Below are 15,461 nucleotides of genomic sequence, written 5' to 3'. Positions count from 1 at the left end.
CCAGCCACGCGGTGGCCAAGCGTGGCGGCTAGGCCTTCGGGGATTGTCCTCGAAGGTTCCCAATGCCGCGCAAGCTTCTCGTCGCCACGGCCGCCGCCGCCCCGTTGCTTCTTTATGCCGGCCACGCCTTCGCCGAGGTCGAGGTCACCAGCAGCACGCGGACCACGCCGATCACCACCGCGAGCCCGAACGACGGGGCCGCCGACGACGTCAAGGTCACCGAGGACGGCGTCATCACGCTCAGCACCGCGGGCGCGATCGTTACCCTGAACAGTGACAACATCGTCACCCTGAACGGGGGTGTGGCCAGCGTCGGCGTCGACGATTCGGTCGGCATCCTGGTGATCGGCGGCAAGACCGGGACCGTGACCAGCGCCGGCTCGATCAGCCTGACCGAAGACTACGACTACGAGGACACCGACGAGGACGGCGACTATGACGGCCTCTTCGCCAAGGGCTCGCGGCGCTACGGGATCCAGGTCACCGGGACCGAGCCCTTTACCGGTACGATCACCAACTCCGGCTCGATCACCATAGAGGGCATGGACTCGGCGGGGATCAGCGTCGAGGCGCCGCTGGTTGGAACCCTGGTCCACTCCGGCTCGATCAGCGTCACCGGCGACCGTGGCTACGGCGTCCGCATCGCCGCGCCGGTCACTGGCAAGGTTCAGATCGAAGGCTCGACCAGCGTCATCGGCGCGGGCTCGGTCGGCGTGGCGGTCGACGCCCCGATCGAGGGGGCGTTCGTGCTTCAGGGCTCGGTCTATTCGACCGGCTACCGCGTCACCTCGCGCTACAGCGATCCGGACGACCGGGCGTTGCTGGACGCCGATGACATGCTGGAGGGGGGCGGCGGGGTGAACATCGCCGCCAACGTCTCGGGCGGGGTCCTGCTGGATGTGCCGCCGACCGACACCAATGACGACACCACCGACGACGAGGATGGCGACGGTGTCGCGGACAACGCGGAAGGCTCGTCCTCGATCAGCGTTTATGGCGGCGCGCCGGCCCTGAAGATCGGCTCGGACACCAGCACGGTGACCATCGGCGCGGTGGGGGAAGGCGACAACGCCTATGGTCTGATCATCAAGGGCGCGGTCAGCGCCTACAGCGTCTATGACGGCGTCGAGACCACCGGCGTGCAGATCGGCGGCGACGCGGATTACCAGACACTGATCGCCAACGGCATACGGGTGACCGGTTCGGTCGGCGCATCGGGTTACGAGGCCCAGACCAACGGCCTGCGGCTGAAGGCCGGCGCGGTCGCCGACACGATCTGGAACGCGGGCTCGATCAGCGCCTCGACGGTGTCCGAGGGCGCGTTGTCGGCCCGGGCGCTGGTCGTCGAGTCGGGCGCCGTGGCTCGTGTGCTGAACAATGACGGGGTGATCAGCGCCACGGTGTCGGGCGAGAAGGGCGACGCCTACGCGATCCTCGACAACGCCGGCACGCTGACGACCATCAACAACGCCGGCACGATCGCGGCCTATGTCGTGGCCACCGACGACGACTACGACACCGACGACGACAATACCGACGCCTCGGACGAGACGATCACCGGCAAGGCCATCGCCGTCGACGTTTCCACGAACGCCACGGGCGTCACGCTAACCCAGACGGGCGTCAATGACGGGGATGACGGCGACGACGAGGTGGCCGACACGGATACGGACGGCGACGGCGTGGACGACGCCGACGAGCCGGCCATCATCGGCAAGGTCCTGTTCGGCTCGGGCGACGATAGCCTCAACGTCCTGAACGGCACGGTCATCGGCGCGATCAGCTTCGGCGACGGCGCCGACACGCTGAAGATCGACGGCGGGGCCTATGTGCTGACCAGCCTGTCCGACAGCGACGGCCGCCTGAACATCACGGTCGGCGACGGCGTGCTGGCGATGACCAATACCGACGACCTCAGGGTCACCAACCTGAACCTGGGCGGCAGCAGCAAGTTGGTCTTCAGCGTCGACCCGGCCTCGGGGACCTGGACCCGCATCGTGGCCGACACCGCGACCATCGAGTCCGGCGCCAAGCTCGGCCTGGTGCTCAACAACCTGCTGACCAACGCCTCGACCTTCGAGGTGATCCAGGCCGGCGGCCTGACCGCCGGGTCGATCGACCAGGACCTGCTGGGCAGCGCGCCCTACCTCTATGTCGCCGACGCCTATCAGTCGGGGAACAGCATCAATATCGACGTGCGGCGCCGAACAGCGACCGAGGCGGGCATGACCTCCAACCAGGCCTCGGCCTATGACGCGGTGTTCGCGGCCCTGTCCAAGAACGACGACATCGCCAGCGCCTTCCTGCAGCAGTCCTCCCGCGACGGCTTCTACAATCTCTACAACCAGATGCTGCCCGACCAGGGCATTGGCATGTTCTCGGCCCTGCAGGCGGTGAACCAGCAGATCTCGGCCGCGACCGCCGTCCGACCCGACCTGGGCGACCGCTACGGCCCGGACAGCGTTTGGGTGCAGCAGATCAACACCATGGTGAAGCGCGAGGACGGGACCGACCAGGGTTCGGACACGGCCGCCTTCGGCTTCGTCGCCGGCTACGAGGCCATGGGCGATGCGGGCGGGGCATTGGGCGTGACCCTGGCCATGGTCAATGTCGAGGAGCACGACACGACCGCCAAGGCCGGCGAGCACACGGTCAACACGATGGTCCAGGCCGGCCTATACTGGCGGCGCGCGGTCGGCGGCTGGCGCTTCAATCTTGGCGGCGGGGCCGGCTATGGCTGGCTGACCGGCGACCGCAGCTTCTACAGCGAGGACGTCGACGGCGACGGTCTGGCTGACGCCTCGGCCACCAGTGTCGCCCACTGGAACGGGGCCATGGCCAACGCCTTCGCCGGGATCGCCTACGAGCAGAAGATCGGCGGAGTCTTCCTCCGGCCAGAAACCCGCCTCGACTATCTCTACTTCTCGGAAGGCAAACGCAGCGAGACGGGGGGCGGCGACGGTTTCGACCTGATCCGCGACGCGCGCGCCTTCAGCAATCTCAGCGGCGATGTCGGCCTGGTGCTAGGCGCCCAGTTCGGCGAGGCGGTGTGGTGGCGGCCAGAGGTCCGAGTCGGGTACCGCAAGACGCTGTCGGGCGACATCGACGACACCGTGGCGCGTTTCCGGGGCGGAGAGTCGTTCACCCTGACCTCGATCGCCGACAAGCAGGGCGCGGCCACCCTGGGCTTCGCCATCCGCGCCGGCTCGGCCTTCTCGTACCTGGCCCTGGAAGGCGGGGCGGAGGCCGCCAAGAAGCAGACCCGCTACTACATGCGGTTCTCGGGACGGGCGATGTTCTAGGCGTCTTGCTTGTGGATTTGCGCCACAATCGCGCCTTAATCGCGAACCTCGCAATACAAACGGAAAGTAATTTCGCCGCGCCGCCTAGCTAAGCCTGAACCCGTACCAGAGGACGGAGAGCGGGCGTGCGGCAAAGGATCCTACTTCTCGATGCGGACCATTCCTCGCGATCACAGATGCACGATCTGCTGTGTCGGCACGAGTACGAGGTGGTCACCGCGTCTTCGGCCCGCCAGATGGACAAGATCCTGACCACGGTGCCGGTCGACGCTGTGGTGTTGGACATCATGCTGCCGGGCGAGGGCGGTTTTTCGGTCTGCAACCGGCTGCGCAACCAACAGCCCCAGCCCGGCGTGATCGTGGTCAGCGCGATGGCCGACGAGAGCGACATCGTCGTGGGGCTTGAGATCGGGGCCGACGACTATGTGGCCAAGCCTTACCGCCAGCGCGAGCTCCTGGCCCGTATCCGTTCGGTGCTCCGTCGCCGTCAGGCGGGCATGCGGGGCCGTGGCGACGATGGGCGCGCCAATATCTTCCGCTTCGACGGATGGCGGCTGAACCTGATCACCCGGCAGCTGTTCGACCCCTATGACCGTGGGGTCGAGCTGTCCTCGGGCGAATTCGCGCTGCTGAGCGCCCTACTGGCCAGTCCGCAACAGATCGTGCCGCGCGCTCGGCTGTTACAGGATCCCAAGACCGGTGAACGCGCCGACGGCGAGCGCCAGATCAACGTCATCGTCAGCCGGTTGCGGGCCAAGCTGGCGCGGGTCGACGGCGGCGACCTCCTGATCCGGACGGTGCGCGGGCAGGGCTATCTACTGACCGTGCCGGTCGAAAGCATAGTGGTCGACTAGGTCGCCCCACTGAAGGGCTGAGCCCGAAAACGCGCGGCCGCCTCGATTCTGACCGCTTCACCTGATCCCATCGAACGTCTAGCGTGCGCCCGCGATCAGGGTGGCGCGGGTCTGTGAGTTGGAAGAGGGCTTCATGAGCCGAAGGAATACGCAGCTGGCGGCGGCCGTTCTGGCGTTGTCGAGCATGGCGAGCGCATCGCTCGCCGCCGATGTCGCGCCGCCCAAGCCGGGTGACGTCTACGGTGTCTGGCGCAACCCCAAGGGCAGCGTCCACATCGAGATCAAACCGTGCGAGACGCGCACCTGCGGCTATGTCGTCTGGGCGAATGCCGAGGCGCGGGCCGACGTGAAGAAGAAGAACAACCAGGATCTGGTCGGTATGCAGCTGCTGCGCGACTTTTCCGCCTCGGATCCCAACGAGTGGAAGGGGCGGGTCTATGTGCCCGACCTGGACATGACCTTCTCGGGCCAGGTCCGTCTGCTGGATCGCGCCTCGCTCAAGGCCAAGGGCTGCCTGCTGCCCAACTTCCTGTGCAAGTCGCAGACCTGGACTCGGGTCGACACCGCGTCGACCGGCCGGGCGCTCTAGCGGCTTCGGGGGGCGAGTTCCGGGTCGGAGGTCAACGGTCCGTCTTGGCAACCCGGGCCGCTTCAACGGCGCGGGCGACGTAAGCCGCGTAGCGTTCACCCACACGCTGGCCTCCGTCTCAGCCTTCCCCCCCCCCGTGGCGGATGGACGTCGGGGAGCCCGCCGATCAGTGGTGCTTGTGGCGGCCGGACCCGCCGGGCTTCTTGCCGCCGCCGTCCTGCTTGTTGACCGTGGCCCAAGCGCGGCGCTCGGCTTCCTTCTCCGAAACGCCCCTGTCCTCGTAGCCTTCGGCGATGTGGTCGGCCTTGCGCTCCTGCTTGTCGGTGTACTTGCTCTTGTCGCCCTGGGGCATGACGGATCTCCTCTGCTGAGCAAGCCAACCCGTCATGCCGGCCGGGGTTCCTTGGGCTCCAGCGACAGCAGGGCGAACAGCGAGCCTTCCGTGTCAGACAGGCGCCAGCCACGATAGGTGAACACCGCGCCCTCGCGGAAGTCGGCGGCGGCCTGGGCGCGAAGGCGAGGCAGGGCGCCTGGGCCGCGCCCGGCGGGGAACAGGCGGTTCGTGAGCTCACGGGCGGAGGCGGTCGGGTGCTGTTTGCGCCAAGCCTCGCCGATCCGGCGGACGGCGGCGGGATCCAGGCCGGCGAAGGCGTCCGACGCGCGCGCCAGGGCGGGTGTGGCGGCCAGCGCGACGAGGGCGGCCAAGAGATCGCGACGGCTGGTCATCGGATGGTCTCGCTCTTGAGATGGTCGGCCAGGCGCATGCACAGCGCCAGGATGGTCAGGGTGGGGTTGGCGATACCGGAGGTCGGGAACACCGAGCTGCCGGCGACATAGAGGTTCTTGGTTTCGTGCAGACGCAGGTCCGCGTCGACGACGCCCTTCCCGGGATCGGAGTGCATGCGCGTCGTCCCCATGTGGTGGCGCGAGGCGCTGGAGATCGCCAGCAGCTTGCCCCGGGGGATCGCCCAGCACATCCGACCTTCGCCAGAAGCGCCCAGGGCGTCGGCGAGGCCGGTGACCGAGCGCTCCAGGCCGGCATGGTCCTCGGGGCCATAGGTCCAGGTCAGCCGCACGCGCGGCATCCCCAGGGCGTCCTTGTGCTCCGGATCGAGAGTCACCCGGCTGTCGGGGTTGGGAAAGTGCTCGGTCATGGCGAAATAGCCGAGCAGCTGGCCCTCGCCCTCGCCCTCGCCCTCGCGGGCGTTGGCCTTGGCGATCGTCTTGCTGTCGGGGTCGGGTACATCGGCGCGGAACAGGGTGGCGGTGAAGTTGCCGGTCCTCATCCGGGTCTGGGCCTTCAGACCGGAACCGATCACGCAGTGGGACATCAGGCCCTTGCCGGGGGCGTAGAGCTCCATCGGCGCGGCGCGCGAGATGGCGATCGCCGTACCCTCGTTCCCAGCGTCGCCGTCGTTCGAGCAGGTGACGTGACCCTGGAAGAAGCGGCCGACCAGGTCGTTCCCGTTACCCAGGTTCCCGGACGCCAGCAGCAGGCGGACGTTCTCGATGCCACCGGTCGCCAGCACATAGCGCGCGGCCTTGGCCGTGTGGCGCTTGCCATTCAGGCAAGCGACGTCGAGACCGATGATCTGGTCAGCCTCGCGCCGGATCTTCAGGACGTTGGCGTACAGATAGACGGTGATGTTCGGCGCGTTGGCGAACCGGGTGCGAAAGGCGTCGAAGGCGGCCTTGTCCCTTCCGCCCGTGAACTTGGAGAACTCGCGCGGGGCCGGGAAGAAGCCGTCGGCGGGGTCCAGCGCCAGGGGCTGCAGATTGGCCTGCGTCGAGGCGGGTCGCTCCAGCGGAAAGCGCGGGATCTCCAGCAGGTCGCAGGCCCGGTCGTAATAGGGCTGCATCTGCGCACGGGTGACGGGCCAGCCGCTGTGCGGGATCCAGGCCCGCTCGGCGAAGTCGGCCGGATCCAGCGGCGCGCACTTGCCGCCCCAGACCATGCCGGAGCCGCCCAGGGCGCGAACCCGGGACTGGATCGGATAGTCGTCAAACGGGCGGTCGGGATTGCCCGGCGCCGTCTGGACCCCCGAGCCGGCGTAGAGCGCCTGATTTTCCATGTCGATCTCCAGGCCGCCGCTCTCCAGGATCACGACCTTCAGCGGGCCGCCGGCCAGCTCCTTGGCCAAAGCGATGCCGGCCAGGCCGCCGCCGATGATCAGCAAGTCGGCCTGGATTTGGCTGGCGTCAGGCAAAGTTCGGGCGTCGATGATCGCCATCGTTTTGAAACTCGCTGATTTTAAAGGGAAAGTTTCGGGGTGGATCCCTTAGGACCGCGCGCCCCGGCTCTTCAGGTAGTTGATGACGTCGGCGTGGCCGTTGCGGCGGGCCTCGCTCATGGGCGAACGCATCTGGCCCGGATTGGCGGGCACCGCGCGGTTCACGTCGGCGCCGCGTTCGACGAGATAGGCGACGACACGCAGATCGCCGGCCTGGGCGGCGTTGATCAGTGGGGTCTCGTCGCCAGGGACGAAGACCTCGACATTGGCGCCGTGCTCCACCAGCAGGCGAACGATCTCCAGCTGGCCGGAGAGGGAGGCCTGGATCAGCGGGGCGCCGTCGCCGCGTACGGCCAGGTTCGGATCCGCGCCGGCCGCCAGCAACATCTGGACGATCTCCATTCGGCCACGGCGCGCGGCCTCGATCAGCGGCGAGCCGTCACCGGGCAGAACGGCGTTGGCGTTCGCGCCCAGAGCGATCAGTTCACGGACGGTTGCGACGTCACCGGCGCGGACGGCGTCGAACAAGGGCTGGCCGAGGTGGCGGGCGATGGCGCGCTTGGCCTGTTCGGGGCTCTGCTGGACGACCTGCGCCGGCTGGGCCGCCCAGGCGGCGACGCCGGCCGACAGGCTCAAGACGGCGACGGCGGCGGCGCCGGCCAGGTGGCGGCGGCGATTAGCGTGATGATGGGCGAGCAAGGTGAAACGCTCCTTCAGTTGTTTGTTGGCCGAGGCTGGCCAATGGCAGCCCAGCGGCGGGGCGAACAGCGCCAGCTGGGTCTTCAGCATGGCTTCGCCATAGGCGCGGCGGGTCTTGGGGTGGCGCGCCAGCACGGCGGCGTCGCAGGCGATCTCCTGGTCGATCCGCAGGACCGCCGCGCCGACATGGATCAGCGGGTTGAACCAGAAGAGGCACTGCAGCGCCGTCACGGCGGCGTTGATCTGGGCGTCGCCGACGGCCAGGTGGTTCTTCTCGTGCGCCAGGATCAGGGCCTGTTCCTCAGGCGAGAACCGATGGGCGAAGTCGGCCGGCAGCACCACGCGCGGCGCCAGGGCGCCGATCACGGCGGGGCCGACGCCGGGGCGATCGGACCACAGCAGGCCATCGGCGGCGCTGAGCTTGCCCAGCGAACGCACGAACCGCCGCTGGCGCTCGGCCTGGACGACCAGGGCGCCAAGGGTGACGGCGAGCCACAGGCCTAGGACGATCTCACCGATCGGGAGGGTTCGCGCCGGTCCGGGGACGGGCTTGAGGGCGGGGACGGCCGGCGCCGACGCTTCGACAGCGAGCGCGGGCTTGGTCGCTGTCGGCGCGGGCAGGGTGACGGTGCGCGCTGGAAGCAACAGGGCCACGATCGACAACGGGACGACCAGCCATAGGGCATAGGCGCTACGGGCGCCGAACGCGGCTCGGACCGGCTTTCGCAGGGCCAGCACCAGCAGCACGGCCGCCGCCAAGGCCAGGTTGGCCTTCAGCAGGAAAGGAAAGACCTCATTGGCCATCGTCGAGCTTCTCCAGCAGGCGGCGCAGTTCGGCGACATCCTCGGGCGCCAGCTTCTCGCGCTTGGAGAAGTGGCTGACCAACGGCGCCAGGCGACCGTCGAACAGGCGGTCCAGCAGGCCCTGGCTCTCGGTGTCGACATAGTCGTCGCGGCCGATCAGCGGGCGGTAGAGGAAACGGCGGCCATCCTTCTCGGCGGCGATCGCGCCCTTGGTCAGCAGGCGGTTGAGCAGGGTCTTCACCGTGCCCTCGGCCCAGCCCTGTTCCTTGGTCAAGATCGCCACGACGTCCTCGGCGGCCTTGGGGCTGTCGAGCCACAGGACCTTCATGACTTCGCTCTCGGCGGCGCTGATGCGGTGCGTGTTCGTGTCCATGTCCTGACGATTACGCACGTAAACGATCGCGTCAAGTCAACGATTACGCACGTAAACGAAATGTAATGCGGGGTTTGCCGGCCCAGTTGGAGGGAGAGCCGAAGCGGCGTAATCCTGGCGGCGACCAAGGAGGGAGCCGGATGGCCGACACGTTGCAGATGGGCCTGCCGGGCTTCGACCCGCCCACGCCGACCGACCGGCTGATGTTCCTGCTTTATCCGGACGCCCAGACCGCCGAGCGGATCGCGCGCGAGGCTCGCCGGCTCAAGGAGAGCTTCGGCCTGCGCGGCCAGCCCCTGCTGACCGACCGCTTTCACATCACCTTGCAGCATCTTGGCGACTATGTGGGTCTGCCGAATGACATGGTCGCCAGGGGGAAGATCGCGGGCGCGGCGCTGGCCCACGCCCCGTTCGAGGTCGTGTTCGACAAGGCTGTCAGCTTCGCCAATCGTCCGGGCAACAACCCTTTCACCCTGCAAGGCGGGGAGGGCGTGCGGGACCTGATCGCCTTCCAGAAGGCGCTGGGCCTCAAGATGGCCGGCGCGGGCCTCAAGCCGGACAAGAGTTTCACCCCGCACATCACGCTGCTCTACGACGGCCAGGTGATCCCGGCCCAAGAGGTCGCGCCGATCCGCTGGACGGTCGACCGCTTCGTGCTGGCGCAGAGCAAGCTGGGCCAGACCCAGCATATCGTGCTCGGCGAGTGGGGGCTGAGCTGATGGCGACGGTCGCCGAGGTTCTCCAGGACCTGGAAACACTCGGCGACGACGGCTATCGCGAGCGCATGGCCGGCTTCGCGATCACCTACGAGAAGGCCTTTGGCGTGGCGGTGGGCCAGCTGCGCACGCTGTCCAAGCGGCTGGGCCGTGACCACGCCCTCGCCCAGGCCCTGTGGGACACCCGCTGGTACGAGGCGCGGCTGCTGGCCGGCATGGTCGATGATCCCCAGCTGGTCACGCCCGGGCAGATGGACGCCTGGCGCGCCGAGTTCGACAGCTGGGCGGTGACCGACACCCTGTGTTTCGACCTCTTCGACCGCACGCCGCACGCCCTGGACAAGATCGACCAGTGGGCGACCCTGGAGGGCGAGTTCGACAAGCGCGCCGCCTTCGCCCTGCTGGCCAGCGTGGCCTTGCATCGCAAGGAGATGCCGGACGCGGTGTTTCTGGCGCGCTTGCCGCTGATCGAGGCGGCGGCCACGGATCCGAGAAATTTCGTCAAGAAGGGCGTCAACTGGGCGCTGCGGGCGATCGGCTCGCGCAAGAGCACGGTCCTGAAGGCCGCCGCCCTGGACCGCGCCGCGCGGCTGGCGGCGATGCCGGATGCGACGGCCCGCTGGAACGGCAAGGACGCCCTGCGGCAGTTGAACCGACGGAACCAGGCGGGCTAGGGCAGGGGGAGAACAAGCGGCGTGGATTCGTCGCCCGAAGGAGGCCCGGCCATGACCGCGACGATGTACGGCATCAAGAACTGCGACACGGTCGCCAAGGCCCGTAAATGGCTGGAAGAGCGCGGCCACGCCTACGCCTTCCACGACTACAAGACCGCCGGCGTCGACCGCGCCACCCTGGAAGGCTGGGTCGAGGAGCATGGCTGGGAGACGATCCTGAACCGCGCCGGCACGACATTCCGCAAGCTGGACGAGATGGACAAGCAGAACCTGGACGCCGACAAGGCCATCGGCCTGATGCTGGCCCAGCCGTCGATGATCAAGCGTCCTGTGCTGGACCTGGGCGACCGCCGCCTGGTCGGCTTCAAGCCTGATATCTACGAGACGGCGCTAAGCTAAGCCGCGAATTGTCCACGCTTTCCGTCGCCTGCTGGGCGAAGTTTAAGACGACAACTTGCGAGGGATCGGTCTATCACTGGACGGAACGTTCGGCTGAAACGGACTCAAGGTGGGGGCATAGACGCGTGGGGGAATACGCCGTCTCGCGATACGAGCTGGTCATCTTCGACTTCGACGGCACGCTGGCCGACAGCGCGGCGTGGATGATGCGGGCCGTCAACCCGATGGCGCGACGGTACGGCTTCAAGACCGTCACCGATGACGAGATCGAGATGCTGCGCGGCCGCAGCACCCGCGAAGTCATCCGTTATCTGGGCGTCTCGCCCTGGAAGCTTCCGCTGATCGCGCGGGCCGGCAAGAAGCTGATGGCCGCCGACGCCCACACGATCCCGCTGTTTCCCGAGACCGCCAGGATGCTGCGCGCCTTGCACGAAGGTGGCGTGAAGATCGCGGTGGTCAGCTCCAACAGCGAGGCGGTGATCCGCCGGGTGCTGGGCGAGGAACTGGGCAATCTGATCAGCCTCTATGCCTGCGGCGCGTCGCTGTTTGGCAAGGCCCGCAAGTTCAAGCAGGTGACCGCCAAGGGCGTGTCCCGCGACAAGGTCATCTGCATCGGCGACGAGACCCGCGATATCGAGGCCGCTCGCGCGGTGGGTCTGGACTGCGGCGCCGTCGGCTGGGGTTACGCCAAGCCCTCGATCCTGGCCCAGCACCAGCCCACGGTGTCCTTCAGCTCGATGTCCGAAATTATTTCGTATGTCGGCGCATCCAAGGCGGCGGTCGGCGGCGACTAACCTTCGAAGGCGCGAGAGATCGCGCCTCTGATCGAAGGGATCGACCGATGGACAATCTGTTCTGGCACTTCTGGTGGCTACTGTTCCCGATGGGCTTCATGGCCACGGGGATCTTCCGTTCGTGGCTGGAGTATCGGTCGCGTCGCGACCTGGCCCAGGTGCTGCGCGAACTGGCGGCCGCTGGCCGCGAGCCGCCCGCCGCCCTGATCAACCGCGCGCGCTAAGGGGAGCCGACATGTCCGAGCAAATCTTCTGGCAATTCTGGTGGCTGATCTTCCCCGTGGGCTTCATGCTGCTGGGCGCTTTCCGGACCTGGCTGCAATACCGCTCGCGCCGCGAGGCCCTGGACCTGATCAAGACCTATGTCGCTTCGGGCCGTGAACCGCCGGCGGAACTGCTGAGCAAGATCAGCCGCCGTCTGCATGACGACGATGAGGATGAGCGTCCGCGTTATCGCCGCCGTCGGGAGCGCGGCTGGTATCAGGTGGTGCTATTTGGCCTGCTGGCTTCCGGCTTCGCCGTCGCCGCGGCGACCAACATGTTCGGCGCCGGAGAGGCCTTCGTGATCGTGGCCTTCGTCTTGGGCGCCCTGTGCGCGGCGACCCTGGTGCAGGTGGTGCTGGACCAGAAGGGGCCGACCATCTGATGGACGCCGCGCTCGTCAGGCAGGCGCGCGCGGGGTCTCGGGGCGCCTTCGCCCGGCTGATGGCGATCCACGAAAAGCCCTTGCGGGGTTTCCTGCGCAAGAGCGGCTGGATCGACGCCGACGACATCGCCCAGGAAGCCTTCGTGGCGGCCTGGGGCGGCCTTCACAAGCTGCGGGACGACGAGGGCTTTCGGGCCTGGCTGTACGGCGTGGCGTGGAGGAAGGCCCTGTCGCAACGGCGCGGCGCCCAGCGCGCCGCCGCTCGCGACGAAGCCTGGCGGGGCGAGCAGGAACTGGAGACCGCCGCCGAGATCGCGCCCGAGGACCGCATGGCCTTGGAGACGGCCCTGGCGACCCTGCCGGAAGACCAGCGGGCGTGTGTCACTCTGTGCTTGGGCCAAGGCTGGTCGCATGCCGAGGTCTCCCAGGCCTTGGGGCTTCCCCTGGGCACGGTCAAATCGCATGTTGTCCGTGGCCGCGAGCGGCTGCTGGCGGTTATGGGAGGTTCGCGATGAACCTGGACGATCAACTCTCGGCCTTCCTGGGCGAAACGCCCAAGCAGAGCCGCGCCGATATCTTCGCCGCCGAGGTGATGAAGCGGGTCGAGCAGCAGGCGTTCCTGGAGCAACTCAAGACCGTCGTGATCGGGGCCGGGGCCAGCGCCCTGGTCTTGTGGGCCTGCGCGCCGGCGCTGAATGCGGCTGTATCCGCGATCGCGCCCAGTCTGGCGCCGACCGCCGCCGTGCTGGCCTTCATCGCCGCGGTGGTGATGGCCGGCGGTCCCGGTGTCTGGCGTCGCCTGGGCTTGCTGGTCGGCTGAAATTGGCCTTACGAAAGTTTCATCCGGGCGGGCGCCTCCAAACGAGGCCATGAACGCCTCTTACTAGTGAAGGCGGCGCGGGGGCGTCGTCCAACAAGCTGTCGGAGGAATTGAAATGGGTCCGGAAATCGTCGTTCCCGTCGTCGGCTGCATGATGATCGTCGCCGTCGTCGTGCTGCCTTTCTACTTTAAAAGCCGCGAGCGTCGCGAAATGCAGCGCACCCTGCGCGTGGCTATCGAAAAGGGCCAGCCGGTCCCGCCCGAGGTGATCGAGGCGATGACCCGCTCGGTCAAGACCCCGCCGACCCGCCTGCGCGACCTGCGCACCGGCGTGATCTGGCTGGCCATCGGGATCGGCATCGCCGGAGCCACATACTTCGGTGATTTCATCCACGGCGACGGCGATTTCGACGGCTTCGGCATCGCCTGCATCCCGGCCGTGATCGGCCTGGCCTTCATCGTCCTGAGCTTCTTCAATCCGAACAAGGAAGAGCGGGTCTAGAGCCTCGAGGCCTTGGGAGGGGCTTGAATCCAATGGGCATGGAACGCCCGCCAACCGGTCACGATGTCGAACTCGCCGCGCTCGCGGCGGGCGGCGACCGCCGGGCCTACGGGGAGCTGGTGCGACGGCACGGCTCGGCCGTCCGGGGTCTGCTGAGACGCCTGGGCGCCGACTCGGCCACCGCCGACGACCTGGCCCAGGACGCGTTCATGACGGGTTTCGAACAGGCCGCCGAGTTTCGCGGCGAGGGGACGTTCGGCGCCTGGATCAGGAAGATCGCCGCGCGGCTCTATCTGAAGAAGGTCAAGCGCGAGGCGCGGCTGATCTTCTCGGACACCATCGAACCGGTGGAGGACGTCATGGTGGGCGCCGCGTCGAAGGACGCCGCCAGCCGGATCGACCTCGACGAGGCGCTGAAGACGCTGTCTCGCGGAGAGCGCCTGTGCGTTTCCCTCTGCTACGGGGCCGACTGGTCCCACGGCGAGGCGGCGGAGGCCTTGAGTATCCCGATCGGCACGGTCAAATCCCATGTCAAACGTGGTTTGGACAAACTTCGGGCGAAACTCGCCCGACCCGAGGAAGGCGCGAGGAGGGAAGCTAATGGCTGAACCCGATTTCGAAGCCCAGCTGAGCCGCATGTTCTCCGAGGCGCCGTCTTTTCCGGACGCTTCGCTGTTCAACGCCGAGGTCGCGGCCAAGCTGGACCGCGGCTGGATGATGCGCCGCATGTTCATTGGCGGCGCTGGCGTCTTGGCCGGCTTGTTCGCCGCATTCCAGATTCTGACGACCCGCTTCTCCAGCGAGGTCGCCCAGCTGTCGAAGAACGGCAGCCACAGCCTGGAGAACGAGATCAGCGCGGGCCTGGCCAAGTTCAACGCGGTGCTGACCACCCCGTCCAGCGCCGAGGCCGTCTGGTTGGCGGCGGGACTGGCGGTGGTGGCGATCGCCTTTTTCGTCACGCGCGCGGTCGAGGACTTCTAGGCCTCTCCGAGCGCTCCCTGGCGGTTTTCCTTGGCGCCGTTCATGTTGCGGTGCGGCGCGATCCGGCCCACAAACGGCGCCCAAGGAAAAACCGCTAGGGAGCGCTCGCCCTGTCCGCCCATCGTGAAGAGACGGTCCGCCGTCTGGCCGCTCCCGACATCGCCTCCCGCAAGGGTGGCGTGCCCGTCGTCTGTCTGACGGCCTATACGGCCCCGGTCGCGGCGGCCCTGGACGAGGCCTGCGACCTGCTGCTGGTCGGAGATTCGGTGGGCATGGTCGTCCACGGCCTGCCCAACACCGTCGGCGTGACCCTGGAGATGATGATCCTGCACGGCCAGGCGGTCATGCGCGGCTCCAGGCGGGCCATGGTCGTGATCGACATGCCCTTCGGCTCCTACGAAGGCTCGCAGGAGGAGGCCTATGCCAACGCCGTGCGGATCATGAAGGAAACCGGGGCCCAGGCGGTGAAGGTCGAAAGCGGCCCGACGGTGCCCGACACCATCCGCTACCTGACCCAGCGCGGCGTGCCGGTCATGGGTCACGTGGGCCTGCGCCCACAGGCCGTGCTTGTCGACGGCGGCTTCAAGGCCAAGGGCAAGGACGCCGCCGAGCGCGAGCGCATCCTGGAAGAAGCCCGGGCCACCGCCGACGCTGGCGCCTTCGCCGTGGTGGTCGAGGGCGTGGCCGAGGCCTTGGCCCGCGAGATCACCGCCGCCATTGACGCGCCCACCATCGGCATCGGCGCCTCGGCCGGCTGCGATGGTCAGATCCTGGTCACCGACGATATGCTGGGCCTGTTCGACTGGACCCCGAAGTTCGTCCGCCGCTACGCCGACCTGAAGGGCGAGATCACCCGCGCCGCCGCCGAGTACGCGCGTGACGTGAAGGATCGCAGCTTCCCCGGCGAGGCCGAGACCTACTACGCCAAAAAGCCCTGAAACGGCTCGTTGCGGCACGGCGCGGCACGCTATAGGTTCGCCGCCTCGGCGAGCGGCCCTCCGCTAGCCACATTCTGTCTTAAACCAGCGACGTCGGCCAAGTTCGGGCGCGACGTCCAAGGGGGGCCTCGCCCGTTTC

20 protein-coding genes are annotated in these 15,461 nt (G+C 67.8%); 15 read left to right on the top strand and 5 right to left on the bottom strand.

The window, feature by feature from the left end:
- The first annotated feature begins 62 nt into the window (after nucleotides 1-62).
- From ACW173_RS20595 to ACW173_RS20585, 3 genes are all read left to right on the top strand, one after another.
- On the top strand, nucleotides 63-3,302 hold the full coding sequence (locus ACW173_RS20595) for an autotransporter outer membrane beta-barrel domain-containing protein (RefSeq protein WP_492081924.1): 3,240 nt from the start codon (nucleotides 63-65) through the stop codon (nucleotides 3,300-3,302).
- 125 nt (nucleotides 3,303-3,427) lie between these two features.
- A complete protein-coding gene (locus tag ACW173_RS20590) occupies nucleotides 3,428-4,156 on the top strand; it encodes a response regulator (protein WP_492081923.1) in 729 nt (242 codons plus the stop codon).
- Nucleotides 4,157-4,289: 133 nt separating this feature from the next.
- Nucleotides 4,290-4,745 carry a DUF2147 domain-containing protein gene (locus ACW173_RS20585; RefSeq protein WP_492081922.1) on the top strand — a complete coding sequence of 152 codons (456 nt, stop codon included), beginning with the start codon at nucleotides 4,290-4,292 and terminating at the stop codon, nucleotides 4,743-4,745.
- Between the two features lie 166 nt (nucleotides 4,746-4,911).
- Here the strand turns inward: ACW173_RS20585 and ACW173_RS20580 are convergent, their stop codons facing one another.
- From ACW173_RS20580 to ACW173_RS20560, 5 genes are read right to left on the bottom strand one after another with little or no spacing between them, the layout of a single operon-like run.
- The gene (locus ACW173_RS20580) at nucleotides 4,912-5,097 is read right to left on the bottom strand and encodes a hypothetical protein (protein WP_492081921.1); all 186 of its coding nucleotides are present in this window, start codon (nucleotides 5,095-5,097) and stop codon (nucleotides 4,912-4,914) included.
- Nucleotides 5,098-5,129: 32 nt separating this feature from the next.
- Entirely contained in the window at nucleotides 5,130-5,471 is a 342-nt protein-coding gene (locus ACW173_RS20575; protein WP_492081920.1) for a hypothetical protein, read from the bottom strand.
- A complete protein-coding gene (locus tag ACW173_RS20570; RefSeq protein WP_492081919.1) occupies nucleotides 5,468-6,976 on the bottom strand; it encodes a GMC oxidoreductase in 1,509 nt (502 codons plus the stop codon). Before ACW173_RS20570 ends, ACW173_RS20575 begins: the two co-directional genes overlap by 4 nt.
- Nucleotides 6,977-7,024: 48 nt before the next feature.
- Nucleotides 7,025-8,479, bottom strand: coding sequence for a M56 family metallopeptidase (locus ACW173_RS20565; protein ID WP_492081918.1), 1,455 nt, complete (start codon nucleotides 8,477-8,479; stop codon nucleotides 7,025-7,027).
- Nucleotides 8,469-8,852, bottom strand: coding sequence for a BlaI/MecI/CopY family transcriptional regulator (locus ACW173_RS20560; RefSeq protein WP_492086032.1), 384 nt, complete (start codon nucleotides 8,850-8,852; stop codon nucleotides 8,469-8,471). Before ACW173_RS20560 ends, ACW173_RS20565 begins: the two co-directional genes overlap by 11 nt.
- Before the next feature lie 140 nt (nucleotides 8,853-8,992).
- Between ACW173_RS20560 and ACW173_RS20555 the strand changes: the two genes are divergently transcribed.
- From ACW173_RS20555 to panB, 12 genes are all read left to right on the top strand, one after another.
- A complete protein-coding gene (locus tag ACW173_RS20555; protein WP_492081917.1) occupies nucleotides 8,993-9,571 on the top strand; it encodes a 2'-5' RNA ligase family protein in 579 nt (192 codons plus the stop codon).
- A complete protein-coding gene (locus tag ACW173_RS20550) occupies nucleotides 9,571-10,242 on the top strand; it encodes a DNA alkylation repair protein (protein WP_492081916.1) in 672 nt (223 codons plus the stop codon). Before ACW173_RS20555 ends, ACW173_RS20550 begins: the two co-directional genes overlap by 1 nt.
- A 51-nt stretch (nucleotides 10,243-10,293) precedes the next feature.
- Nucleotides 10,294-10,641, top strand: coding sequence for an ArsC family reductase (locus ACW173_RS20545; RefSeq protein ID WP_492081915.1), 348 nt, complete (start codon nucleotides 10,294-10,296; stop codon nucleotides 10,639-10,641).
- Between the two features lie 125 nt (nucleotides 10,642-10,766).
- A complete protein-coding gene (locus ACW173_RS20540) occupies nucleotides 10,767-11,435 on the top strand; it encodes an HAD family hydrolase (RefSeq protein WP_492081914.1) in 669 nt (222 codons plus the stop codon).
- 47 nt (nucleotides 11,436-11,482) lie between these two features.
- The gene (locus ACW173_RS20535; RefSeq protein WP_492081913.1) at nucleotides 11,483-11,659 is read left to right on the top strand and encodes a hypothetical protein; all 177 of its coding nucleotides are present in this window, start codon (nucleotides 11,483-11,485) and stop codon (nucleotides 11,657-11,659) included.
- Between the two features lie 11 nt (nucleotides 11,660-11,670).
- A complete protein-coding gene (locus tag ACW173_RS20530; protein ID WP_492081912.1) occupies nucleotides 11,671-12,081 on the top strand; it encodes a hypothetical protein in 411 nt (136 codons plus the stop codon).
- Nucleotides 12,081-12,596 carry an RNA polymerase sigma factor gene (locus ACW173_RS20525; protein ID WP_492081911.1) on the top strand — a complete coding sequence of 172 codons (516 nt, stop codon included), beginning with the start codon at nucleotides 12,081-12,083 and terminating at the stop codon, nucleotides 12,594-12,596. The genes ACW173_RS20530 and ACW173_RS20525 overlap by 1 nt, the downstream gene beginning before the upstream one ends.
- Nucleotides 12,593-12,901 carry a hypothetical protein gene (locus ACW173_RS20520; RefSeq protein WP_492081910.1) on the top strand — a complete coding sequence of 103 codons (309 nt, stop codon included), beginning with the start codon at nucleotides 12,593-12,595 and terminating at the stop codon, nucleotides 12,899-12,901. Before ACW173_RS20525 ends, ACW173_RS20520 begins: the two co-directional genes overlap by 4 nt.
- 109 nt (nucleotides 12,902-13,010) lie before the next feature.
- Entirely contained in the window at nucleotides 13,011-13,403 is a 393-nt protein-coding gene (locus tag ACW173_RS20515) for a DUF6249 domain-containing protein (protein WP_492086031.1), read from the top strand.
- Nucleotides 13,404-13,426: 23 nt separating this feature from the next.
- Nucleotides 13,427-14,011, top strand: coding sequence for an RNA polymerase sigma factor (locus ACW173_RS20510; protein ID WP_492081909.1), 585 nt, complete (start codon nucleotides 13,427-13,429; stop codon nucleotides 14,009-14,011).
- Nucleotides 14,004-14,384, top strand: a complete 381-nt coding sequence (locus ACW173_RS20505; protein ID WP_492081908.1) for a hypothetical protein — start codon at nucleotides 14,004-14,006, stop codon at nucleotides 14,382-14,384. Before ACW173_RS20510 ends, ACW173_RS20505 begins: the two co-directional genes overlap by 8 nt.
- A gap of 110 nt (nucleotides 14,385-14,494) precedes the next feature.
- On the top strand, nucleotides 14,495-15,322 hold the full coding sequence (panB, locus tag ACW173_RS20500; protein ID WP_492086030.1) for a 3-methyl-2-oxobutanoate hydroxymethyltransferase: 828 nt from the start codon (nucleotides 14,495-14,497) through the stop codon (nucleotides 15,320-15,322).
- Nucleotides 15,323-15,461: the final 139 nt, after the last annotated feature.

The organism is Caulobacter sp. ALps2, from assembly GCF_058681635.1.
Note: the sequence above shows the minus strand (reverse complement) of the source record. Positions and strands in the feature narration are given on the sequence as shown.